The sequence below is a fragment of the Hydrogenophaga sedimenti genome, assembly GCF_051857515.1.
Taxonomy (GTDB): Bacteria; Pseudomonadota; Gammaproteobacteria; order Burkholderiales; family Burkholderiaceae_C; genus Hydrogenophaga.
Genome location: NZ_JBPZHA010000001.1, coordinates 544,985 through 564,855, shown reverse-complemented (window position 1 = coordinate 564,855; position 19,871 = coordinate 544,985). Strand labels below are relative to the sequence as shown.

Sequence of the window (19,871 nt, the reverse complement as noted above, 5' to 3'; positions counted from 1 at the left end):
CCGAACTTGGCTGCCAGCACGGTGGTGATGGCGGCCGTCAGCGTCGTCTTGCCGTGGTCCACGTGACCAATCGTGCCAACGTTCACGTGCGGCTTGGTCCGCTCAAATTTCTCTTTTGCCATTTTTCAGCTCCAAAACAAAATTGCCGAAACACCAGAACAAAGATGGTGCCCTTGGCGGGAATCGGACCCGCGACCTCTCCCTTACCAAGGGAGTGCTCTACCACTGAGCCACAAGGGCCAAGACACCCGGCACACGCCGGACATCTGGAAAATCAACTCTGCGTCACAACAACAAACCCAACAACCGGCGATGGAGCGGGAGACGGGAATCGAACCCGCGTCATCAGCTTGGAAGGCTGGGGTTCTACCATTGAACTACTCCCGCGCAAACGCCGCAGTCATTGGTGGAGGAGGCTGGATTCGAACCAGCGTACGCGTTAGCGGGCAGATTTACAGTCTGCTGCCTTTAACCACTCGGCCACCCCTCCACAACGCAGCCCAACATTATGCCACGGTTTTTTCGGCTGTGTCACGTCAGCCCACCAACTTCCAGTCCACTTGCGTTCGACCCCTTGCCGCCAGCCACCGGTTGGCGGCGCTGAAATGACCGCAGCCCAGGAAAGGCACAGGGCCGCGGGAGGCGGACAGCGGCGAAGGGTGGTTGGCGCACAACACTTCATGACGCGACCGGTCGATGGCCTGGGCCTTCTTCTGGGCGTGGGCGCCCCAGAGCATGAAGACCTTGCCGTCGCCCGAGGCATTGCAGGCCTCGATCACGGCATCGGTGAGCACCTCCCAGCCACGCCCGGCGTGGCTGCCGGCCTGCCCATCCTCGACCGTCAGGCTGGTGTTGAGCAGCAGAACCCCCTGCTCGACCCAGGGCATCAGCGACCCGCCGTCCGGCATTGCCTGCCCCAGATCGCGCCGCAGTTCCTTGAAGATGTTGCGCAGACTGGGCGGAATGCGAACCCCGGGCGCGACCGAAAAGGCCAGTCCCTCGGCCTGTCCGGCCCCGTGGTAAGGATCTTGTCCCACGATCACGACCCGGACCGACGCCGGCCCGCCCCGTGACAGCGCCCGCAGTGGCTGTGGCGGATACACCACAGCCCCATCCCGCACCCGCTGCCGCAGAAAGGCCAGGAGTGACTGTCCGGCCGGTTTTGCCCAGAAGCCGTCCAGCAGCGCCCTCCAGCCTTCACCCACCGGCCAGAGGCCTGGATCGATCTCGCGCAACCATGGCACGGCTTCCTGGCCAGACGCCTGCGCGGGCGCCCCTTCCCAGTTGAAAGACGACTGCTGCACCGGCGTTCAGGCAAACAGTTCGGCCAGTGCCAATCCCGGCTCGGGCGCGCGCATGAAGGCTTCGCCCACCAGAAACGCGTTCACGTTCGCCGCGCGCATGGTCTGCACATCGGCCCGCCCCAGGATGCCCGACTCTGTGACCAGCAGGCGGTCGGCCGGCACGTCGGGCAGCAGGTCCAGCGTGGTCTGCAGCGTGACGTCGAAGGTGCGCAGGTTGCGGTTGTTGATGCCCACCAGCCGGGTCTTGAGCTTCAGGGCACGCAGCAGTTCGGCACGGTCGTGCACCTCGACCAGCACGGCCATGTTCATGCCGTGGGCGATGGCCTCCAGATCGGCCATCTGCGCGTCCTCCAGGCAGGCCGCGATCAGCAGGATGCAGTCGGCCCCCATGGCCCGGGCCTCGTAGACCTGGTATGGATCGACCATGAAGTCCTTGCGCAGCACCGGCAGGTCGCAACTGGCGCGGGCCTGCTTGAGGTAATCGGCACTGCCCTGGAAAAACTGGCGGTCGGTCAGCACCGACAGGCAGGCGGCGCTGACCTGGCCATCGCCCTCGGCGTAGCTCTGGGCAATGTCGGCCGGGATGAAGTCTTCGCGGATCACGCCCTTGCTCGGGCTGGCCTTCTTGATCTCGGCGATCACCGCCGCCTGACCGGCCGCGACCTTGGCGCGCAGGGCACCTTCGAAGTCGCGCGTGAGCACACGGCTTTCGGCGTCGAAGCGCATGGCCTCCAGCGGCTTTTTCTTGCGCGCGGCGGCGATCTCTTCGTGCTTGACCGCCACGATCTTCTGCAGGATGTCACTCATGTTGCTTCGATTCCTCTGGCTGCGGGGTTTGCAGCACTTTCTTGATGATGCGGTGCATCGCCACGCCGGCGACGATGAACAGCGCGGACACGCCCAGGGCGATCCAGGCGCCTTCGTTCTGAAGCCAGACCGGCATGGTCTGTCCCTCAGGTCGTCGCCTGGGTGAAGGCCTTCAACTGGGCCAGCTTGGCCGCAGCGGCGCCCGATTCGATGGTCTGGCGGGCCAGGGCAATGCCCTGCTTCATGTCGGCCGCCACATTGGCGGCGTACAAGGCCACGCCCGCGTTGAGCGCCACGATGTCCTTGGCGGCCTTGAGCACCGGGTCGGCGCGGTTTTCCAGCACGCCCAGCAGCATCGCCCTGGAGTCTTCCGGCGTCTCGACCCGCAGCGTGCGGCTGCTGGCCATGGTCAGGCCGAAGTCTTCGGGATGGATCTCGTATTCGTTGATCTCGCCGTTGCACAGTTCGCCCACCATGGTGGCCGCGCCCAGCGAGACCTCGTCCATGCCGTCGCGGCCATAGACCACCACCGCGTGCTCGGCGCCCAGGCGCTGCAGCGCACGCACCTGGATGCCGACCAGGTCGGGGTGGAACACACCCATCAGGATGTTGGGTGCCGATGCCGGGTTGGTCAGCGGCCCCAGGATGTTGAAGATGGTCTTGATGCCCAGTTCGCGGCGCACCGGCGCCACGTTCTTCATGGCCGGATGGTGGTTGGGCGCGAACATGAAGCCCACGCCGACCTCGGCGATGCTGCGCGCGATCTGTTCGGGCGGCAGGTTGATGTTGATGCCCAGGCTTTCCAGCACGTCGGCGCTGCCGCTCTTGCTGGAGACGCTGCGTCCGCCGTGCTTGCTCACCTTGGCGCCCGCGGCCGCAGCCACAAACATGGAGCAGGTGGAGATGTTGAAGGTGTGCGAGCCGTCGCCGCCGGTGCCCACGATGTCCACCAGATGCGTCTTGTCGGCCACGTGCACCTTGGTCGAGAACTCGCGCATCACCTGCGCGGCAGCGGTGATCTCGCCGATGGTTTCCTTCTTCACGCGCAGGCCGGTGATCAGGGCCGCCATCATCACGGGCGACATCTCGCCACTCATGATCAGCCGCATCAGGTGCAGCATCTCGTCGTGGAAGATCTCGCGGTGCTCGATGGTGCGCTGCAGGGCTTCCTGCGGGGTGATCTTGTGGGCGTGGGGCATGAAGGTCTCCGGAAATCAGCGGGAAGGATTGTCGGACAGGGCGAGCTTGAGGCCAAAGCCGATGAACATGACGCCGGCGGCGCGGTCCATCCAGTGCATGGCGCGCTGCACCGCGCCAACGCGGCGCGAGGCCCAGCCGGCCAGCCAGGCGTAACCAAAGTTGATCGGCAGCGAGTTCACATTGAACAGCAGGCCCAGCAGCAGGAAGGCCGTCACCTTGTCCTCGGTGCCGGGCGCAATGAACTGCGGCACGAAGGCCAGGAAGAACAGCGCCACCTTGGGATTGAGCACGTTGGTCAGGAAACCCTGGCGAAAAACCCGCCAGAGGTCCGGCGCGCTGGCGGCGGCTTCAGTCGCCACGGGCACCACCGACGAACCGCCCCTGGCCAGCAGCAGCCTGACGCCCATCCACAGCAGGTAAGCCGCACCCACCCACTTGAGCACGGTGAACGCGGTGGCCGAAGTCGCCAGCAGCGCCCCCACGCCAAGCGCCGCCGCCAACACGTGCACGAAGCAGCCGCTGACGATGCCCAGCGCGGCAACGATGCCGGCACGCACGCCACTCTTGAGCGCACTCGTCACGATGTAGAGCACATCGGGGCCGGGCGTGAGGTTGAGCAGCCAGCCCGCCGCGATGAACATCAGAAGGTGTGTCGTGTCGGGCATGGGCGTCTCCAGGGCGGAATCAGTACGGGCCGGTGCGTCCGGCGGCGGGGGCGGAGGCCGGCGCCTCGGCAAAGAAACGGCGCACCGTGGCGATGGCATGGTCAATGCCCGCCGCATCCACATCCAGGTGGGTGACAAAGCGCAGACCGATCAGGCCGGTGGCCAGCACGCCATTCGTCTTCAGGAATTCCAGCAGCGCCGGCCCGCGTCCATCGGCCACATCGACGAACACGATGTTGGTCTGTGCCGACTTCACCGTCAGGCCGGCCATGCCGGCCAGGCCTTCGGCCAGGCGCTGCGCGTTCGCATGGTCGTCGGCCAGCCGGTCCACATGCTGGTCCAGCGCGTGCAACGCACAGGCGGCCAGCAGGCCGGCCTGGCGCAGGCCTCCGCCGGCCATCTTGCGGATGCGGCGGGCGCGGGCGATCAGTTCGGACGAGCCGCAGAGGGCCGATCCGACCGGCGCGCCCAGGCCCTTGCTGAAGCAGACCGAGAGGCTGTCGAAGTGGTCGGCAATCTCGCGCAGACGGTCGACCGCCGCCTGCCCCGGCGCGGCCGAGGCGACCGCCGCGTTGAACACCCGCGCGCCGTCGAGGTGGGTGTTCAGACCCTTTTCCCGTGCCAGCGCCGTGGCGCCACGCAGGTAGTCGTCGGGCATCACGTGGCCGTTCCAGGTGTTCTCCAGGCACAGCAGGCGGGTGCGCGCGAAGTGCGGATCGTCGGGTTTGATGGCCGCCGCGATGTCGGACAGCGCCATGCGGCCTTGCGCGTCCTGCGTCAGCGGCTGCGGCTGCACGCTGCCGAACACCGCCGCACCACCGCCTTCGTAGCGGTAGGTGTGGGCCAGCTGACCGACGATGTACTCGTCGCCGCGGCCGCAATGCGCCAGGATGCCGCAGAGGTTGCTCTGCGTGCCCGAGGGCATGAACAGCGCAGCCTCTTTGCCTGTCAGCGCGGCGATGCGTTCCTGCAAGGCGTTGACCGTCGGGTCGTCGCCGAACACGTCGTCGCCCAGGGGGGCGGCCATCATCGCGGCGCGCATGGCTTCGGTCGGCTGGGTGACCGTGTCGCTTCTGAGGTCAACGGTTTTCATGCGGCCTGCTCCAGGAAGTTCTTGAGCATCGCGTGACCGTGCTCGGTCAGGATGCTCTCGGGGTGGAACTGCACGCCCTCGATCGCCAGCGTCTTGTGCTTCACACCCATGATCTCGCCGTCCGGCGTCCAGGCCGTGACCTTCAGGCAGTCCGGACAGCTCTCGCGTTCGATGGCCAGCGAGTGGTAGCGGTTGACGGTGAACTGCCCGGGCAGGTCGGCGAACACGCCTTCCTGCGTGGTAGTGATCACACTGGTTTTTCCGTGCATCAGCTCCTGCGCCCGGACGATCTGGCCGCCGAAGGCCGCGCCGATGCTCTGGTGACCCAGGCAGACGCCGAGGATGGGCAGCTTCCCCGCGAAATGCTGGATGGCCGGCACCGAGATGCCGGCTTCGGCCGGCGAGCAGGGCCCGGGCGAGATGACCAGGCGGTCCACCTGCCCGGCGTCCAGGCGGCGCTGGATCTCGTCCACCGTGATCTCGTCGTTGCGCACCACGGTCACATCGGCACCGAGTTCGCCGAAGTACTGCACGATGTTGAAGGTGAACGAGTCGTAGTTGTCCACCATGAGGACTTGAATGGCTTTGCTCATATCGTTCACTCCAGGCCTTCTTCCACCAGTTCCGCCGCACGCAGCAGCGCACGGGCCTTGTGTTCGGTTTCCCTCCATTCCATCTCGGGCACCGAGTCGGCCACCACGCCGGCCGCGGCCTGCACGTGCAGGGTCTGGTCCTTGATGATGGCGGTGCGGATGGCGATGGCGACGTCCATGTCACCCGCGTAGCTCAGGTAACCGCAGGCGCCGCCGTAGATGCCGCGCTTGACGGGTTCGAGCTGGTCGATCAGTTCCATGGCGTGCACCTTGGGCGCGCCGGTCAGCGTGCCGGCCGGGAAGGTGGCCTTGAGCACGTCCATGTTCGTCATGCCGTCGTTCAGCATGCCTTCGACGTTGCTCACGATGTGCATCACGTGGCTGTAGCGCTCGACCACGAAGGCCTCGGTCACCTTGACCGAGCCGATCTTCGCGATGCGGCCGATGTCGTTGCGCGCCAGGTCGATCAGCATCACGTGCTCGGCGCGCTCCTTCGGGTCGGCCAGCAGCTCGACCTCGGTCACCTTGTCTTTCTCGGGTGTGGCGCCGCGCGGGCGGGTGCCGGCCAGCGGGCGGATGATGACCTTTTGCCCCTCTTCGGTGTGCTCCTGGCGCACCAGGATTTCGGGCGAGGCCCCCACCACATGGAAATCCCCGAAGTGGTAGTAATACATGTAGGGCGAGGGGTTGAGCGAGCGCAGCGCGCGGTACAGGCTCAACGGCGACTCGGTGTAACGCTTGCTGATGCGCTGACCCACCTGCACCTGCATGAAGTCGCCGGCGGCGATCAGCTCCTTGGCGCGGTCCACGGCGGCCAGGTAATCGGCCTTGGCGAAGCTGCGCTCGGCCGGATGGCCCTGGCTGGGCTTGACCACCGGGGCGGCCACCGAATACTTCAGCGCTTCCTTGAGCTCCCGCACCCGCTTCTTGGCGTTGGCGTAGGCCTCGGGCTGGGCCGGGTCGGCGTAGACGATCAGGTAGAGCTTGCCCGAGAGGTTGTCGATGACCGCCAGCTCTTCGCACTGCAGCAGCAGGATGTCGGGCGTGCCCAGGGTGTCGGGCGGGCAGCTGTTTTCGAGTTTCTTCTCGATGTAACGCACCGCGTCGTAGCCGAAGTAACCGGCCAGGCCCCCGCAGAAGCGCGGCAGGCCGGGCCGCAGCGCGACCTTGAAGCGCTGCTGGTAGGTCTCGATGAAGTCCAGCGGGTTTCCGTGGTTCGTCTCGACCACGGTGCCGTCGCGCACCACCTCGGTCCTGGCGGCGGCGCCGAAGCCGCTGGCGCGCAGCAGGGTGCGCGCGGGCAGGCCGATGAAGCTGTAGCGGCCGAATCGCTCGCCGCCGACGACGGATTCGAGCAGGAAGCTGTTGGCGCCGTCGCCCCGGCCGTGGGCCAGCTTGAGGTAGAGCGAGAGCGGGGTTTCGAGGTCCGCAAAGGCCTCGGCCATCAGCGGGATGCGGTTGTAGCCCTGTTGCGCGAGGCTCTTGAATTCGAGTTCGGTGATCACGGTTCTTGCTCCGGTGGGCTGGGGCGCTGTGGCCGCCGTGCCATCTGTGGGGGTCGCAGCCAGCGAGGGCTGCAGGCTAGCGGGGCGCGGGAGGGGTCGCGTCGCGACCGGACCGGGGCCCCTTCAGAGGGGAGAGTTCACGTTGACGCTGGCTTGCGCCAGGGCCAGGCTCCCCGGCCATTGCGGCCAGCTGCGAAACCTGCGAGGAACGTGAATGAAGCAGACATGACCGGCGCAGTGTAGCAAAGCCGGTCGCCCGCGTGACGTTCCCGGCCGGCTGCCGCGCCGTCGGGAGGTGTTGCCCCTCTTGTTCCTGCGCACCGCTTTGCGGACAATGCACAAACGAACGATCGTTCTATTCGGAGCACCCACCCATGTATCCACCGAGCGTGAGCCGCATCCTGCGCCAGATCACCCTGGGCGCCGCCCTGACCGCCAGCCTCTCCGCCTGGGCGGTCGAGGTGGCCGGCGTGAAAATCGACGACCGCGTCACCGTGGCGGGAAAACCGCTGGTACTCAACGGTGCCGGCATCCGCTACAAGGCCGTGTTCAAGGTGTACACGGCCGGTTTCTATGTTGAAAAGCCGGCCAGCACGCCGGACGGCCTGCTCGACCAGCCCGGCCCCAAGCGCATGACGATCACCATGCTGCGCGACATCGACTCGGCCGAGCTGGGCAAGCTGTTTTCGCGCGGCATGGAAGACAACATGGAAAAGGGCAGCTTCGCCAAGCTGGTGCCCGGCGTGATGCGCATGAGCCAGGTCTTCACCAACCACAAGACGCTCAAGGCCGGCGAGAACTTCGTGCTCGACTGGATTCCGGGCACGGGCACCGTGCTGACGATCAAGGGGCAGGTCGAGGGCGAACCGTTCAAGGAGCCGGAATTTTTTGAAGCACTGATGCGGATCTGGCTCGGCCCCAAGCCGGCCGACTGGGCGCTCAAGGACGCCTTGCTGGGCATCCGGAAGTAACAAACTCCGTCTGTACCCCTGGCGCGACCGGCGGTCACGACTCAAGGGTTATCCCTGTGGAGCACCAGGGCGGGTGCGGGTGCAATCCGGCTTTTTTCGCCAACCCGCCCCTTCATGCTCCGACGCCATCTGCTTCAGGCCGCCGCCCTTGCCGGCAGCCTTCCCCTGCCCGCCCTCGCCCAGGAATCCGGTGACATCGTCGTCGCCCAGATCGGGCCGTTCACCGTCCTGCCCGCTCCCGACCCCAAGGAGCTCAACGAGGGCCTGGTCGCGGGCTTTGAGGAAATCAACGCCCGAGGCGGCATCAACGGCCGCAAGGTCCAGCTGCTCAAGCTGGACGACGCCTACAGCTTCGACGGCTTCAAGGCCCGGCTCGACGAAGCCATGGCCCGCAAGCCGGTGGCGCTGCTGGCCCCGCTGGGTTCGGCCACCCTGAAGGCGCTGCTCGACAGCAAGCTGCTGGACAGCACCGACATCACCATCCTCAACGCCGTGCCTGGCGCCGGCGTGCTGCGCGATCCGGGACACCCGAAGTTCTTCCACATCCGCGCCGGCGATGCGCAGCAGATCCAGAAGATCGTCTCGCACGCCCGCGCGCTGAGCATCAAGTCCATGGGCGTGCTGTTCCAGGACCTGCCGATCGGCAGCTCCGGGCTGGCCTCGGCCAAGGCGGCCGCCTCGGCCGACGGCGGTGGTCTGCAGATCGTGGAAGCCAAGGCCGGCACCGACGCGGCCTCGATCGCCCAGGCCGCCAAAGCCATCGCCACCGCCGCGCCGCAGTCTGCACTGGTCGTCGGGGCGCCCAAGTTCGTGGGTGAGAGCATCGCGGCGCTGCGCGCAGCCGGGGTGTCGCAGATGATCTTCACGCTGTCGTACCTGCCGCCCTCGGCGCTGCAGAAGTTCGCCGGCCAGGGCGCGCGCGGCGTGGGCATCGCCCAGACCTACCCCAACCCGGCCGGCGTCACGCTGCCCCTGCAGCGCGCCTTCAGGACCGCGATGCAGACCACGCACCCGGCCATGACCACCCACACCGGATTCCACATGGAGGGCTACGTCACCGCCCGCGTGTTCTTCGAGGCGGCACGGCGGGCCAGGCCCCTGACCCCCGGCGGGCTGGCCGAGGCGCTGCGCCGCATGGGCGAGGTCGACCTGGGCGGCTTCCGCGTCAACTTCGCCAAGAGCAACGTGGGCAGCAGCTGGGTCGACATCGGCGTGGTCAACGCCGACGCCCGGCTGGTCTACTGAATCAGCGCCGGCAGCGCGTCCAGCCGGTCGACACAGGCGTCGGCGCCGACCTGCTGCACCGGTTCGCCGTGGTTGTACCCGTAGCTCACCAGCACCACGGGGCAGCCCGCGGCGCGGGCCGCCTGCGCGTCGTTCTGCGAGTCGCCCAGCATCAGCGCCCGCGGCGGCGCCACGCCCATCGCGGCGCAGGTGCCCAGCAGCGGCATCGGGTCGGGCTTCTTGCGCGCGAAGCTGTCGCCGCCAAAGGTCCAGCCGAAAAATCCGTCGAGTGCCTTGGCCACCAGCAGGCCCTGCGCGAAGGCCAGCGGCTTGTTGGTCAGGCAGGCCATCGGCAGCCCGCGGGCCTTCAGCGCTGCCAGCCCTTCGACCACCCCTGGATACACCGCCGAGAACTGGCCATTGATGCGCTGGTAGTGGTGCTGGTAGCGCTGCCAGGCCGGCTCGTAGAGCGTGTCGGCGTTGCGCGCCTGGCAGACATTGGCCAGCCCGGTCACTTCGGGCAGGGCCAGCTGGTGCGCCAGCACCGAGCGGATCAGGTGCTCCGAGCCCTTGCCCACGGTGCGCTCGATCAGCGCGCGGGTCACCGGCGGCAGATCGAGGTCGGCCATCGTCCGGTTCAGCGCCTCTTCGAAATCACCGAGCGTGTCGACCATCGTGCCGTCGAGGTCCACGATGACCGCCTGAATCGGGCCCAGCATCAGGCCAGCGCCTTTCGCATGTCGTCGATGACGGCTTTGTAGTCCGTCTTGCCGAAGATCGCGCTGCCGGCCACGAAGGTGTCGGCGCCCGCGTCGGCCACGCGGCGGATGTTGTCGGCCTTGATGCCGCCGTCCACCTCCAGGCGGATGTCCTTGCCCGAGGCCTCGATGCGCTTCTTCGCCGCTTCGATCTTGCGCAGCGCCGAATCGATGAAGCTCTGGCCACCAAAACCCGGGTTGACGCTCATGATCAGGATCAGGTCGATGTCTTCGATCACCCAGTCCAGCACGTCCAGCGGCTCGGCCGGGTTGAAGGTCAGGCCGGCCTTGCAGCCCTTGGCCTTGATGGCCTGCACGCTGCGGTACACGTGAGCGCTCGCATCGGGGTGAAAGCTCACCAGGTCGGCGCCCGCGTCGATGAAGGCACCGGCCAGCGCGTCCACCGGCTGGATCATCAGGTGCACGTCGATCGGCACCGGCGTGCCGTCGGGCTTCCTGGCGTGCGGCTTGAGCGCCTGGCAGACCATGGGGCCGAAGGTCAGGTTGGGCACGTAGTGGTTGTCCATCACGTCGAAGTGGATCCAGTCGGCGCCGGCGGCGACGACATTGCGGACCTCTTCGCCCAGGCGGGCAAAGTCTGCAGAAAGGATGGACGGGGCGATGCGGTAGGTGGTCATGGGGCGGGAAGTCCGGAGGTCGAAGGGCGCATTTTCGCAGGCCGGGCGCGGCCCTGCTGCATCGCGGTAACATGACCGGCATGCCGAAACACCAGTTCACCTGCGAGGTCGAGCCCCAGTACCTGGCCGAGCAGTCCTCCCCGGACGAAGACGTCTACGCGTTCGCTTACACCATCACCATCACCAACAGCGGTGACGTGACGGCACAGCTGATCGCCAGGCACTGGATCATCGACGACGCGCGCGGCCACACCGAAGAGGTCAAGGGCCTGGGCGTGGTGGGCAACCAGCCGCTGCTGCGCCCGGGCGAGTCCTTCCAGTACACCAGCGGCACCCGGCTGTCCACGCGCTCGGGCAGCATGCGCGGCAGCTTCTTCTGCGTGGCCGAAGACGGCGAACGCTTCGAAGCCGAGGTGCCGGAATTCGCCCTGGTGGCCGACGCCGCCGGCGGCGAACAGGCTCCCCGCGTGCTGCACTGAGGGCCACACCATCGCGCGCCGCATGGAACTGGTCCACCTGCTCGACCAGCTGGACCCCGACGCACCGCAGGCCGAGCGGCACCTCTGGCTGATCGACACGCTGCGCTGGGTGCGCGGCGACGATGGCCACCCGCAGACCAGCGTGGCCCGCGTGCGGCTGCTGCTCGACGCGGTGCAGGCCCGCCCCGACTGGCTGGCGCGCTGGCGGGCCTGGTGGCAGCGCTTCACCGACTCGGTGGACGTCGCGCCGCTGCTGGCCGACCACGGCTTCGCGCCGCGCACCGCCTTCCTCAGCGAGTTCGGCCACCGGGTGCGCAAGAAGCTGCTGCCCGGCACACCCGAAACCTCCGACCTCGGCACGCTGTTCGACCTGCTGCTGCCCACCGCCGAAGACGTGCGCTGGCTGCGGGCGCTGGACAGCCAGACCCTGCAGCGCATCCGCGAACTGCTGTTCCCGCACGACGGGGCCGCGGCGATCGCCGGACTATGGGAGCGCGCCCTGCTCGATGCGCTGGTGTTCAGCGTCGGCCAGATCACCGCGACCGGCTACGCGGCCGAAATCCGGGTGCGCATGTCCGACGCCGCCAAGGCCGAGCGCACCTTCCACCAGTTGCCGATCGACATGGAAGCGCTGCGCGAAGCGGTGCTCATCCGCGGCACCCGCAGCGCCGAGGCCCTGGCCGCGGCCAACACCCTGCGCAGCCAGCTCGACGCCTGCCGCCACGCCGCCTACACCGTCTACGCCCACCTGGACGCGCACGGCGTTTCGGTCGGCATCGTGTTCCGCCTGCGCCAGTTGCGCGAGCGCGTGCTGCGGGCCAAGTCGCTGCTGGACTGCCTGCAGTCCGAACAGCCCGAACGCGCCACCACCGCCCTGATCGCCGACCTGGCCCAGGTCGGCCAGGACAACCGCAGCCTGCGTGCGCTGATCGCCAGCAGCTCGCACCTGACCGCCGCCAAGGTGGCCGAACGCAGCGCGGAAAGCGGCGAGCACTACATCACCCGCAACGCGGCCGAATACCGCCAGATGCTGGGCAAGGCCGCGGGTGGCGGCGCCCTGATCGGCCTGACCACCTGGGCCAAGTTCGCGCTCTACGGCCTGGGCCTGTCGCTGTTCTGGAACGGTTTTGCCGCCGGCCTGAACTACGCCTTCTTCTTCGTGCTGGTGCAACTGCTGCACTGGACCGTGGCGACCAAGCAGCCCGCCGTCACCGCGCCGGCCATGGTGGCCAAGCTGCGCGACATCCGCCAGCCCGGCGCGGTGCGCAGCTTCGTCGACGAGGTGGCCAACCTGCTGCGCTCGCAGATCGCGGCCATCCTGGGCAACGTCGGGCTGGTGATCCCGGTCGTGATGCTGATCAGCGCCGCGCTCAGCCAGTTCAACGGCGCACCGATGATCGACGCCGACAAGGCCAGGCACGTGCTGCACGACATGCAGCTGCTGGGACCGACCGCGCTGTTCGCCGCCTTCACCGGCGTGCTGCTGTTCGCCTCCAGCATCATCGCCGGCTGGGTCGAGAACTGGTTCGTGTTCCACCGCCTCGACTCGGCGATCCGCCACAACCCGCGCTACCGCGCCTGGCTGGGCCGCGAACGTGCCGACCGCTGGGCCACCTTCCTGCGCCACAACATCTCGGGCCTGGCCGCCAACATCTCGCTGGGCCTGATGCTGGGCATCGTGCCGGCCTTCGCCGAGTTCTTCGGCCTGAACCTGCAGGTGCGCCACGTCACGCTGTCGGCCGGGCAGATGGCCGCCGCCGCCATGGCGCTGGGCACCGAGGTGCTGCGCGACCCCGCGTTCTGGTGGGCGGTGGCCGGCGTGGTGGTCGTCGGCCCGCTGAACCTGGCGGTGAGTTTCTATCTCGCGTTCCGCCTGGCCCTGCGCGCCCAGGCCATCAACGACGCCAGCCGCAGCCGCATCTACGCGGCCATCCGCTACCGCCTGCGGCACGCGCCGCTGAGCTTCCTGCTGCCGCCGCGTCCTGGCGACGAACCGCCGCCGGACCACCGCGTCGACGACCTGAACGCCGACAGCAACGAAGTGGATGCTTCCCGGCATTGAGCACATGGGCGAATTCGAACTGATCCGCCGCCACTTCGTGCGCGGCCAGGGCGGCCCCGGTGTGGCGCTGGGCATCGGCGACGACTGCGCCCTGCTGCGCACCACGCCCGGCCACCAACTCGCTGTCTCCAGCGACATGCTGGTCGAAGGGCGGCATTTTTTCCCCGACGTCGATCCCGAAGCCCTGGGCCACAAGTCGCTGGCGGTCAACCTGAGCGACCTGGCCGCGATGGGCGCGCGTCCGCTGGGCTTCACGCTGGCGCTCGCGCTGCCGGGCGCCGACGATGCGTGGCTGCGCGGATTCGCCAGCGGCCTGCACGCGCTCGCCGACGCGCACGGCTGCCCGCTGGTCGGTGGCGACACCACGCGCGGCCCGCTGAACATCTGCATCACGGTCTTCGGCGAGGTGGTTGCCGGCCAGGCGTTGCGGCGCGACGCGGCCCGGGCCGGCGACGACCTCTGGCTCAGCGGCCGCACCGGGGAGGCGCGGCTGGCGCTGGAACGGCTGCGCGGCACGGCCTGGGCGCTGGCCGACCGGTCGGACGACACCCTCTGCCGCCAGCGGCTGGAACGCCCGACGCCCCGGCTGGCACTGGGCACCGCGCTGGCCGGGCTGGCGCACGCGGCGATCGACCTGAGCGACGGCCTGGCGGGCGACCTCGGCCACATCCTGGCAGCCAGCGGCGTCGGCGCCGAGATCGAACAGGCCGCATTGCCGGTCGCACCCGCCTTGCAGGCCCTGCCGGAAGCACACCGGCTGGAATGCCTGCTCCACGGTGGCGACGACTACGAGCTGCTGTTCACCGCGCCCACCGACGCCCGCGAGGCCGTGGCCCGGGCGGCGCAGGCCAGTGGCACGCCGGTGCAGCGCATCGGCCGCACCACCCCGGACGCCAGATTGCGCCTGCTGGGCCCCGACGGCCGCACGCAGGCCCTGCACGCCCGCGGCTTCGACCACTTCGCGCCGGGTTCGGCCCCGGTTTCATAATCGGCCGCATGTCCGAGACCCTGACCGCCGACGCAACACCACCGGTCGTGCTGCGTCCCACCCTGAAATTCCTGCTGGCCCATCCCGCGCACTTCATCGCGCTGGGTGCCGGCTCCGGCCTGTCGCGCGGAGCCCCCGGCACGGTCGGCACGCTCTGGGCCTGGGCGGCCTTCGTGATCCTGCAGCCGCACATGAGCGACCTGCGCTGGGCCGCGCTGATCGCCCTGTCCACCCTCGCCGGCTGGTGGGCCTGCACCGTCACCGCACAGCACATGCGCATCGCCGACTCCGGCCACATCGTCTGGGACGAGGTGGTCGCCTTCTGGCTGGTGCTCTGGCTGGTCACGCCGGCCAGCTTCTGGGGGCAGCTCGGCGCCTTTGCGCTGTTCCGGCTGTTCGATGCGGTCAAGGTCGGGCCCATGGCCTGGGCCGACAAGACCTTCAAGGGCTTCGGGCCACGCGGCGGCTTCGGCATCCTGCTGGACGACTTCGCCGCCGCGCTCTGCACCCTGCTGGTCATCGCTGTCTGGAGATACTGATCATGGCCACCATCGACACCCTGGTCCGGCAGCTGGCCGATGCCCTCAAGGCGCGCGGCCAGATGATGGCCGCGGCCGAGAGCTGCACCGGCGGCCTGATCTCCGGCGCCTGCACCGAGATCAGCGGATCGAGCGACTGGTTCGAACGCGGTTTCGTGACCTATTCCAACGCCGCCAAGAGCGAGCTGCTGGGCGTGCCGGCGGCGCTGATCCACGACCACGGCGCGGTCAGCGAGGCGGTGGCGCGCGCGATGGCGACCGGCGCCGTCGCCAATGCGCACGCCCACTGGTCGGTCGCGGTGACCGGCATCGCCGGTCCCACCGGCGGCAGCGCCGACAAGCCGGTCGGCACGGTCTGGTTCGGCTGGGCCACGCCGCAGGGCGTGTTCACCGAACACCAGCGCTTCGGCGGCGACCGCACGGCCGTGCGCCAGGCCACCGTCGCCCACGCACTGGCCGGCCTGCTGCAGCGCATCGCCTCAGGCGGCTGAGGCCAGCGTGCGCGCCATGCCTTCGCGGTAGCCGGTCGCGCGCAGGCCGAAAGCGCGTTCGATCTTGCGGCTGTCGAAGCGGTAGTCGTGCTCGAACTGGTACATCATTTCGTCGTTCTCGCGCAGGATGGGCACGAACCAGCCCATCGCCCGCAGCAGCCAGCGCGGCGCCACCTGCAGGCGGTGGGGCCGCCCGGCCAGTTCGTTGGCCAGCCGCACCAGCTGTTCGCCGGTCATGGCCTCGGCCGAGGTCGGCAGGTGCCAGGTCTGGCCCCAGGCCGACGGTTCCAGCGACAGCCGGCCCAGCGCGGCGCCCGCGTCGGGCGTGTAGGTAAATCTGTGCACGGCGTTCGCCTTGCCGACCCACTGCGGCGTCTTGCCGGCCCGCAGCCGCGCCACCACCACCGATTCGACCAGGCTGTTGGTCGCGCCCGGTCCGTAGAAATCGGCCGAGCGCGCGATCAGCGCGGTCAGTCCGTTGCGGCGCACCGCGTCCAGCAGCGTGGTGGCGATGGCGGCGCGCACCTCGCCCTTGCGGCTGCAGGGGTTGAATGGCGTGTCCTCGGTCATCGGCCCCTGGACCTGGCCATAGGCGTAGACGTTGTCGAAGAACACCAGCCGGGCGCCGTGGCGCAGGCAGGCCTCGATGGTGTGGGCCATCACGCGCGGCCATTCCGATTGCCAGGCGGTGGTGTCGTAGCGCAGGCCGGCCACCAGATGGACCACAGAGCTGCCCGCGACGGCGCGGTCGACGGCGGCGGCATCCAGCAGGTCGGCCGTCACCGTCTCGGCGCCCGCCGGCGCCGGGTGCGCATGGCGGCTGGCCAGCCGCACGCGCACACCCTGGGCGAGCAGGGATGCGGTGAGCTCGCGTGCGATGACGCCGCCGGCGCCGAGCACGGTGTGGAGGTCGCCGCCGACGGCCTTGGACTGGGGGGTGGGGGGTGTGGACATGCGGCCATTGTGTGGCGGCATGGCAGGCCACACAATCGCCGGATGTGCAGTCCTGCTATGCAATTCTGAATATGTCCGACTTCAACTGGGCGCTGATCCCGTCCTTCCTCGCCGCCCACGCCAAGGGCAGTCTGCTGGGCGCGGCGCGCGAACTGGGCATCAGCCAGCCCACCGTGGGCCGCCACATTGCACAGCTCGAAGCGCAGCTGGGCACGCCGCTGTTCGAACGCACGCCGCGTGGTCTGGTGCCGACCGCCGCCGCCCGCCGGCTGGCCGACGCGGCGCGCGCCATGGAGACCGGCGCGCAGTCGCTGGTGCGCGGCGCGCAGCAGTCGCAGACCGCGCTGTCGGGCACGGTGCGCATCTCCGCCAGCCAGCCGGTCGCCTGCGTGCTGCTGCCACGGGTGCTGACCCGACTGCGTCGCGAGATGCCGGCGGTGCAGATCGAGCTGGTGTCGAGCAACGCGATCAGCGACCTGATGCGGCGCGAGGCCGACATCGCCGTGCGCATGGTCAAGCCCACCCAGGGCTCGCTGGTCGCCAGGCGCATCGGCCAGGTGGCCCTGACCGTCTGCGCCCACCGCGACTACCTGCACACCCACGGCACGCCACGCGAACCGGCCGACCTGCTGGACCACGAGCTGGTCGGCGACGACCGCACGGGCGAGATCGAACGCGGCTTCGCGGCCATGGGTCACCCGCTCGACCCCGCCCGCATTGCCCTGCGCACCGACGACATGATTGCGTACTGGTCGGCGGTGCGCGCCGGCATGGGCATCGGTTTCGTGGCGCGCTACATGCTGCGCGAAGACCCCAATGTGCAGGCGCTGCTGCCCGGGCTGCCGCTGCCGGCGCTGCCGGTCTGGCTGGTGGTGCACCGCGAGATCCGCAGCGTGCGCCGGGTGCGAGCGGTCTACGACGCCCTGGCGCGCGAACTGCCCGGCCTGTTCTGACAAGATCGCCCCATGGCCGAAGCCTTCAAGAACCTCATCAACGCCCGCACGGTCGATCTGGCCGGGCGGCATCTCCAGCGCGTGTGGACCGGTTTCGACCGCCGCCGCTTTGAGCAGCACGCGTCCTCCGGGCTCGACGCCCTCGAGTTCAAGGCCCGCGCGATGCAGCTGGCCGACGCGCTGGAAGCCACATTGCCGCCGGACTTCTCCCGCGCGGCGGGGCTCATCGAAGCCAGCCTCGCGCCACCGACGCCGCTGGACGCGCAGGGGGAACCGGAGGGGCTGGCCAGCGGCGACAGCGAGGCCGACAGCGAGGCCGACGGCGACGCCGGCCTGCGCGGATGGGTGGTCTGGTCGCTGGCCGAATTCGTGGCCCGCCGCGGCATGGACGAGGTGCCGCGCGCGCTGGACTGCCTGCACGCGCTGACCCAGCGCTTCTCGGCCGAATTCGCGATCCGTCCCTTCATCCAGCGCCAGCCGGACGCCGTGTTCCCGATCCTGCACGGCTGGCTGGACGACCCGAGCGCCCATGTGCGCCGCCTGGTCAGCGAAGGCAGCCGCCCTCGCCTGCCCTGGGGACTGCGGCTGCAGGCGCTGGTGGCCGATCCGTCGCCCACGCTGCCGCTGCTGCGCGCGCTGCAGGACGACCCCAGCGCCTATGTGCGGCGCAGCGTGGCCAACCACCTCAACGACATCGCCAAGGACCACCCCGAGCTGGTGGCCGCCTGGGTGCAGGAACACCGGCGCGGCGCGGGCGCCCAGCGGGTGTCGCTGCTGCGCCACGCCAGCCGCGGCCTGATCAAGCAGGGCCACGCACCGACCCTGGCGGCCTGGGACCTGGAGCACGGCTTCGACGGCCAGGCCAGCCTGGCGCTGTCGGCCCGGCGGGCCCGCGTCGGCGGCGAGATCGGCCTGACGCTGCTGCTGCGCTCGACCAGCCCGCGCCCGCAGACGCTGGTGATCGACTACCTCGTCCACCACCAGCGCGCCAACGGCCGCACCAGCCCCAAGGTGTTCAAGGGCTGGAAGACCACGCTGGCCGCCGGCGACAGCCTCACGCTCACCAAAACCCACAGCCTGCGCCCGGTCACCACCCGCACGCTCTACCCCGGCGAGCACCGGGTCGAGATCCAGATCAACGGCCGGGTGTGCGGCGGCAACGCATTCGAGCTCGCGGCCTGATCCCGGCAGGCACAAAAAAGTGTGATCTAACGCACATTTTTGATGCAAGACCGCACATCCAGCGGGTGCAATCCACCGGAAAGTAATTCATTTGATGCAGTGCAGGGTCGGCACCCCGGTTCAGCCCCTAAGCTGAATGCCCCTAACCGCCGCCAGACCTCTCCGCCCGGCGCGCGCCGCCTCCGCCATGAACCTGCAAAAACTGCTGGATCGACTGCCCTGGTCGCGTTCGCGCAACCTGTCGACACCAGGCAACACACCGCCCTCATCGCCCGCGACCGCCAGGGCCGTCGCCGAGTCGCGCCCGATGCCGCCGATCGACCGGCTGGACCTGCAGGCCGCCATCATTCACCACCTGGAGTGGTGCGTGCTGTTCAACGAGCACCTGTCGGTGGACGGCGCTCACGCGCAGCACCAGTCGCTGCTGCCTGAGGCCCCCGACAGCGCCCTGGGCCAGTGGCTTGCGCGCATGGCGCAGCGCCCGATCGGCCAGCATCCGCACTTCGTCGAACTCCAGCAGGAACACCTGCGCTTCCATGCGCTGGCCCGGCAGGCACTGGACCACGCGCGCAACCAGCGCATGGACCTGGCCAGCACCTTGCTCAACACCGAGTTCGAACGCAGCCGCGCCCGCATTCTCGACATGCTGCGCCGGATGCAGCGCAGCTGAAACACCAGAAGGCGCCAGTCGGCGCAGGGGGCTTCAAGCCCCGTGGCACTTCTTGTATTTCTTGCCGCTGCCGCACGGGCAGGGGTCGTTGCGCCCTGGCTCGGCCACCTTGCGCACCGGGTCCACGCGCGGCCCCAGGCTCTTCCAGATCTGGTGCAGGTCGTAGACCGCCCAGATCGCCGAACCGAAGGCATTGGCGCGGGCGTCGCTCACGCTGGGCGGGCCCTCTTCGGCATGCATGTTGAACTCGGGCCTGCCGGTGTCGTCCTCGGTCAGCACCACGATGGCGTCCAGCGCCTCATCGATCCAGGTCGCGGTCTCGCCGTCGCGCGGCGGGGTCCAGTCTTCTTCCCAGTTCTCGACCACGAACATGAAGCCCAGCGCCCAGACCTGGCCAAACGCCGGCAGGGCCTGACCGGCCATCTCGGCCCGCTCGGTCTCGGGCAGCATCGCCACCGCACCGCGCACGTCCATCACCTCGGGGTGGTAGGCGCGTTCATCGTCCAGTGTCTCGACCGGTGCCGCGAGGGATTCGGCCACCTCGTTCCAGCGGCGCTCCCACAGCGCCCTGAACTGCGCTTCCTGCGCCGCGTCGGCGAACGCGAGATCCCCCTCTTCGTCCCCCACGCCCACCACCACCGGCAGCGCCTCGTCGGCGGACACGGGGCGGCGCGTGCACAGCAGGGCCGCGATCGCGCCCTCGCAGAATTCCCACTGCGGCACCTCGTCGTCGCGTTCGCGCAGGTCATCTAGGCTGGCCTCCAGCGTGTCAAATTCGGCGTTGTCCATCGGGGG

The 19,871-nt window shown here is 69.0% G+C and carries 23 protein-coding genes and 3 tRNA genes; 10 read left to right on the top strand and 16 right to left on the bottom strand.

Annotation, left to right across the window (positions count from 1 at the left end):
* From ACS5NL_RS02665 to trpE, 12 genes are all read right to left on the bottom strand, one after another.
* Positions 1–122, bottom strand: a 122-nt coding sequence (locus ACS5NL_RS02665) for a GTP-binding protein (protein ID WP_233246005.1), incomplete at its 3' end; no start/stop codon positions are given.
* 43 nt (positions 123–165) lie between these two features.
* Positions 166–240 (bottom strand) — tRNA-Thr (locus tag ACS5NL_RS02660).
* A gap of 73 nt (positions 241–313) precedes the next feature.
* Positions 314–387, bottom strand: a tRNA-Gly gene (locus tag ACS5NL_RS02655).
* A gap of 17 nt (positions 388–404) precedes the next feature.
* Positions 405–490, bottom strand: a tRNA-Tyr gene (locus ACS5NL_RS02650).
* A 46-nt stretch (positions 491–536) separates the two neighbouring features.
* Positions 537–1,244, bottom strand: coding sequence for a uracil-DNA glycosylase (locus ACS5NL_RS02645; protein ID WP_439352041.1), 708 nt, complete (start codon positions 1,242–1,244; stop codon positions 537–539).
* 66 nt (positions 1,245–1,310) lie between these two features.
* On the bottom strand, positions 1,311–2,111 hold the full coding sequence (gene trpC, locus ACS5NL_RS02640; RefSeq protein WP_439352027.1) for an indole-3-glycerol phosphate synthase TrpC: 801 nt from the start codon (positions 2,109–2,111) through the stop codon (positions 1,311–1,313).
* Positions 2,104–2,247, bottom strand: a complete 144-nt coding sequence (locus tag ACS5NL_RS02635; protein ID WP_439352026.1) for a hypothetical protein — start codon at positions 2,245–2,247, stop codon at positions 2,104–2,106. Before ACS5NL_RS02635 ends, trpC begins: the two co-directional genes overlap by 8 nt.
* Before the next feature lie 10 nt (positions 2,248–2,257).
* The gene (gene trpD, locus ACS5NL_RS02630) at positions 2,258–3,310 is read right to left on the bottom strand and encodes an anthranilate phosphoribosyltransferase (RefSeq protein ID WP_439352025.1); all 1,053 of its coding nucleotides are present in this window, start codon (positions 3,308–3,310) and stop codon (positions 2,258–2,260) included.
* Positions 3,311–3,325: 15 nt separating this feature from the next.
* The gene (locus ACS5NL_RS02625) at positions 3,326–3,976 is read right to left on the bottom strand and encodes a LysE family translocator (RefSeq protein ID WP_439352024.1); all 651 of its coding nucleotides are present in this window, start codon (positions 3,974–3,976) and stop codon (positions 3,326–3,328) included.
* A 19-nt stretch (positions 3,977–3,995) separates the two neighbouring features.
* On the bottom strand, positions 3,996–5,069 hold the full coding sequence (ltaE, locus tag ACS5NL_RS02620) for a low-specificity L-threonine aldolase (RefSeq protein ID WP_439352023.1): 1,074 nt from the start codon (positions 5,067–5,069) through the stop codon (positions 3,996–3,998).
* On the bottom strand, positions 5,066–5,662 hold the full coding sequence (locus ACS5NL_RS02615) for an anthranilate synthase component II (RefSeq protein ID WP_439352022.1): 597 nt from the start codon (positions 5,660–5,662) through the stop codon (positions 5,066–5,068). The genes ltaE and ACS5NL_RS02615 overlap by 4 nt, the downstream gene beginning before the upstream one ends.
* A gap of 5 nt (positions 5,663–5,667) precedes the next feature.
* Complete coding sequence (gene trpE, locus ACS5NL_RS02610; protein ID WP_439352021.1) at positions 5,668–7,167, bottom strand: anthranilate synthase component I; 1,500 nt, start codon at positions 7,165–7,167, stop codon at positions 5,668–5,670.
* A 374-nt stretch (positions 7,168–7,541) separates the two neighbouring features.
* On the opposite strand from trpE, the gene ACS5NL_RS02605 reads away from it, so the two are divergent.
* Both ACS5NL_RS02605 and ACS5NL_RS02600 read left to right on the top strand, forming a co-directional pair.
* Positions 7,542–8,138, top strand: coding sequence for a chalcone isomerase family protein (locus tag ACS5NL_RS02605; RefSeq protein ID WP_439352020.1), 597 nt, complete (start codon positions 7,542–7,544; stop codon positions 8,136–8,138).
* A gap of 114 nt (positions 8,139–8,252) precedes the next feature.
* On the top strand, positions 8,253–9,383 hold the full coding sequence (locus tag ACS5NL_RS02600; RefSeq protein ID WP_439352019.1) for an ABC transporter substrate-binding protein: 1,131 nt from the start codon (positions 8,253–8,255) through the stop codon (positions 9,381–9,383).
* Here ACS5NL_RS02600 and gph read toward each other — a convergent pair.
* Both gph and rpe read right to left on the bottom strand, forming a co-directional pair.
* Positions 9,377–10,081: a phosphoglycolate phosphatase gene (gph, locus tag ACS5NL_RS02595; protein WP_439352018.1), complete on the bottom strand. Its 705-nt coding sequence runs from the start codon at positions 10,079–10,081 to the stop codon at positions 9,377–9,379. The two genes, ACS5NL_RS02600 and gph, sit on opposite strands and share 7 nt — an antisense overlap.
* Positions 10,081–10,758 carry a ribulose-phosphate 3-epimerase gene (gene rpe / locus ACS5NL_RS02590; protein WP_439352017.1) on the bottom strand — a complete coding sequence of 226 codons (678 nt, stop codon included), beginning with the start codon at positions 10,756–10,758 and terminating at the stop codon, positions 10,081–10,083. The genes gph and rpe overlap by 1 nt, the downstream gene beginning before the upstream one ends.
* 80 nt (positions 10,759–10,838) lie before the next feature.
* Here rpe and apaG point away from each other — a divergent pair, with 80 nt between their 5' ends.
* From apaG to ACS5NL_RS02565, 5 genes are read left to right on the top strand one after another with little or no spacing between them, the layout of a single operon-like run.
* Positions 10,839–11,237: a Co2+/Mg2+ efflux facilitator ApaG/CorD gene (apaG, locus tag ACS5NL_RS02585; RefSeq protein ID WP_439352016.1), complete on the top strand. Its 399-nt coding sequence runs from the start codon at positions 10,839–10,841 to the stop codon at positions 11,235–11,237.
* A gap of 22 nt (positions 11,238–11,259) precedes the next feature.
* Positions 11,260–13,299, top strand: a complete 2,040-nt coding sequence (tlpB, locus tag ACS5NL_RS02580) for a transporter-like protein TlpB (RefSeq protein ID WP_439352015.1) — start codon at positions 11,260–11,262, stop codon at positions 13,297–13,299.
* A 4-nt stretch (positions 13,300–13,303) separates the two neighbouring features.
* The gene (thiL, locus tag ACS5NL_RS02575; protein WP_439352040.1) at positions 13,304–14,287 is read left to right on the top strand and encodes a thiamine-phosphate kinase; all 984 of its coding nucleotides are present in this window, start codon (positions 13,304–13,306) and stop codon (positions 14,285–14,287) included.
* Positions 14,288–14,295: 8 nt separating this feature from the next.
* A complete protein-coding gene (locus ACS5NL_RS02570; protein WP_439352014.1) occupies positions 14,296–14,826 on the top strand; it encodes a phosphatidylglycerophosphatase A family protein in 531 nt (176 codons plus the stop codon).
* Positions 14,827–14,828: 2 nt separating this feature from the next.
* Complete coding sequence (locus ACS5NL_RS02565) at positions 14,829–15,317, top strand: CinA family protein (RefSeq protein WP_439352013.1); 489 nt, start codon at positions 14,829–14,831, stop codon at positions 15,315–15,317.
* Here ACS5NL_RS02565 and ACS5NL_RS02560 read toward each other — a convergent pair.
* Positions 15,306–16,271 carry an NAD-dependent epimerase/dehydratase family protein gene (locus ACS5NL_RS02560; RefSeq protein ID WP_439352012.1) on the bottom strand — a complete coding sequence of 322 codons (966 nt, stop codon included), beginning with the start codon at positions 16,269–16,271 and terminating at the stop codon, positions 15,306–15,308. The genes ACS5NL_RS02565 and ACS5NL_RS02560 overlap by 12 nt on opposite strands.
* A gap of 71 nt (positions 16,272–16,342) precedes the next feature.
* Between ACS5NL_RS02560 and ACS5NL_RS02555 the strand changes: the two genes are divergently transcribed.
* From ACS5NL_RS02555 to ACS5NL_RS02545, 3 genes are all read left to right on the top strand, one after another.
* A complete protein-coding gene (locus ACS5NL_RS02555) occupies positions 16,343–17,224 on the top strand; it encodes a LysR family transcriptional regulator (RefSeq protein ID WP_439352011.1) in 882 nt (293 codons plus the stop codon).
* Positions 17,225–17,236: 12 nt separating this feature from the next.
* The gene (locus ACS5NL_RS02550) at positions 17,237–18,406 is read left to right on the top strand and encodes a DNA alkylation repair protein (RefSeq protein ID WP_439352010.1); all 1,170 of its coding nucleotides are present in this window, start codon (positions 17,237–17,239) and stop codon (positions 18,404–18,406) included.
* 187 nt (positions 18,407–18,593) lie between these two features.
* Positions 18,594–19,076, top strand: coding sequence for a hypothetical protein (locus tag ACS5NL_RS02545; RefSeq protein ID WP_439352009.1), 483 nt, complete (start codon positions 18,594–18,596; stop codon positions 19,074–19,076).
* Positions 19,077–19,109: 33 nt separating this feature from the next.
* Here ACS5NL_RS02545 and ACS5NL_RS02540 read toward each other — a convergent pair whose 3' ends face one another.
* Complete coding sequence (locus ACS5NL_RS02540) at positions 19,110–19,865, bottom strand: YecA/YgfB family protein (protein ID WP_439352008.1); 756 nt, start codon at positions 19,863–19,865, stop codon at positions 19,110–19,112.
* Between the last annotated feature and the right edge of the window lie 6 nt (positions 19,866–19,871).

What these genes read in the sequence shown, in the direction of transcription:
- trpC (WP_439352027.1), bottom strand. Translation starts at nt 2,111, where the DNA reads ATGAGTGACATCCTGCAGAAGATCGTGGCGGTCAAGCACGAAGAGATC.
- ACS5NL_RS02635 (WP_439352026.1), bottom strand. Translation starts at nt 2,247, where the DNA reads ATGCCGGTCTGGCTTCAGAACGAAGGCGCCTGGATCGCCCTGGGCGTG.
- trpD (WP_439352025.1), bottom strand. Translation starts at nt 3,310, where the DNA reads ATGCCCCACGCCCACAAGATCACCCCGCAGGAAGCCCTGCAGCGCACC.
- ACS5NL_RS02625 (WP_439352024.1), bottom strand. Translation starts at nt 3,976, where the DNA reads ATGCCCGACACGACACACCTTCTGATGTTCATCGCGGCGGGCTGGCTG.
- ltaE (WP_439352023.1), bottom strand. Translation starts at nt 5,069, where the DNA reads ATGAAAACCGTTGACCTCAGAAGCGACACGGTCACCCAGCCGACCGAA.
- ACS5NL_RS02615 (WP_439352022.1), bottom strand. Translation starts at nt 5,662, where the DNA reads ATGAGCAAAGCCATTCAAGTCCTCATGGTGGACAACTACGACTCGTTC.
- ACS5NL_RS02605 (WP_439352020.1), top strand. Translation starts at nt 7,542, where the DNA reads ATGTATCCACCGAGCGTGAGCCGCATCCTGCGCCAGATCACCCTGGGC.
- ACS5NL_RS02600 (WP_439352019.1), top strand. Translation starts at nt 8,253, where the DNA reads ATGCTCCGACGCCATCTGCTTCAGGCCGCCGCCCTTGCCGGCAGCCTT.
- gph (WP_439352018.1), bottom strand. Translation starts at nt 10,081, where the DNA reads ATGCTGGGCCCGATTCAGGCGGTCATCGTGGACCTCGACGGCACGATG.
- rpe (WP_439352017.1), bottom strand. Translation starts at nt 10,758, where the DNA reads ATGACCACCTACCGCATCGCCCCGTCCATCCTTTCTGCAGACTTTGCC.
- apaG (WP_439352016.1), top strand. Translation starts at nt 10,839, where the DNA reads ATGCCGAAACACCAGTTCACCTGCGAGGTCGAGCCCCAGTACCTGGCC.
- tlpB (WP_439352015.1), top strand. Translation starts at nt 11,260, where the DNA reads ATGGAACTGGTCCACCTGCTCGACCAGCTGGACCCCGACGCACCGCAG.
- thiL (WP_439352040.1), top strand. Translation starts at nt 13,304, where the DNA reads ATGGGCGAATTCGAACTGATCCGCCGCCACTTCGTGCGCGGCCAGGGC.
- ACS5NL_RS02570 (WP_439352014.1), top strand. Translation starts at nt 14,296, where the DNA reads ATGTCCGAGACCCTGACCGCCGACGCAACACCACCGGTCGTGCTGCGT.
- ACS5NL_RS02565 (WP_439352013.1), top strand. Translation starts at nt 14,829, where the DNA reads ATGGCCACCATCGACACCCTGGTCCGGCAGCTGGCCGATGCCCTCAAG.
- ACS5NL_RS02560 (WP_439352012.1), bottom strand. Translation starts at nt 16,271, where the DNA reads ATGTCCACACCCCCCACCCCCCAGTCCAAGGCCGTCGGCGGCGACCTC.
- ACS5NL_RS02555 (WP_439352011.1), top strand. Translation starts at nt 16,343, where the DNA reads ATGTCCGACTTCAACTGGGCGCTGATCCCGTCCTTCCTCGCCGCCCAC.
- ACS5NL_RS02550 (WP_439352010.1), top strand. Translation starts at nt 17,237, where the DNA reads ATGGCCGAAGCCTTCAAGAACCTCATCAACGCCCGCACGGTCGATCTG.
- ACS5NL_RS02545 (WP_439352009.1), top strand. Translation starts at nt 18,594, where the DNA reads ATGAACCTGCAAAAACTGCTGGATCGACTGCCCTGGTCGCGTTCGCGC.
- ACS5NL_RS02540 (WP_439352008.1), bottom strand. Translation starts at nt 19,865, where the DNA reads ATGGACAACGCCGAATTTGACACGCTGGAGGCCAGCCTAGATGACCTG.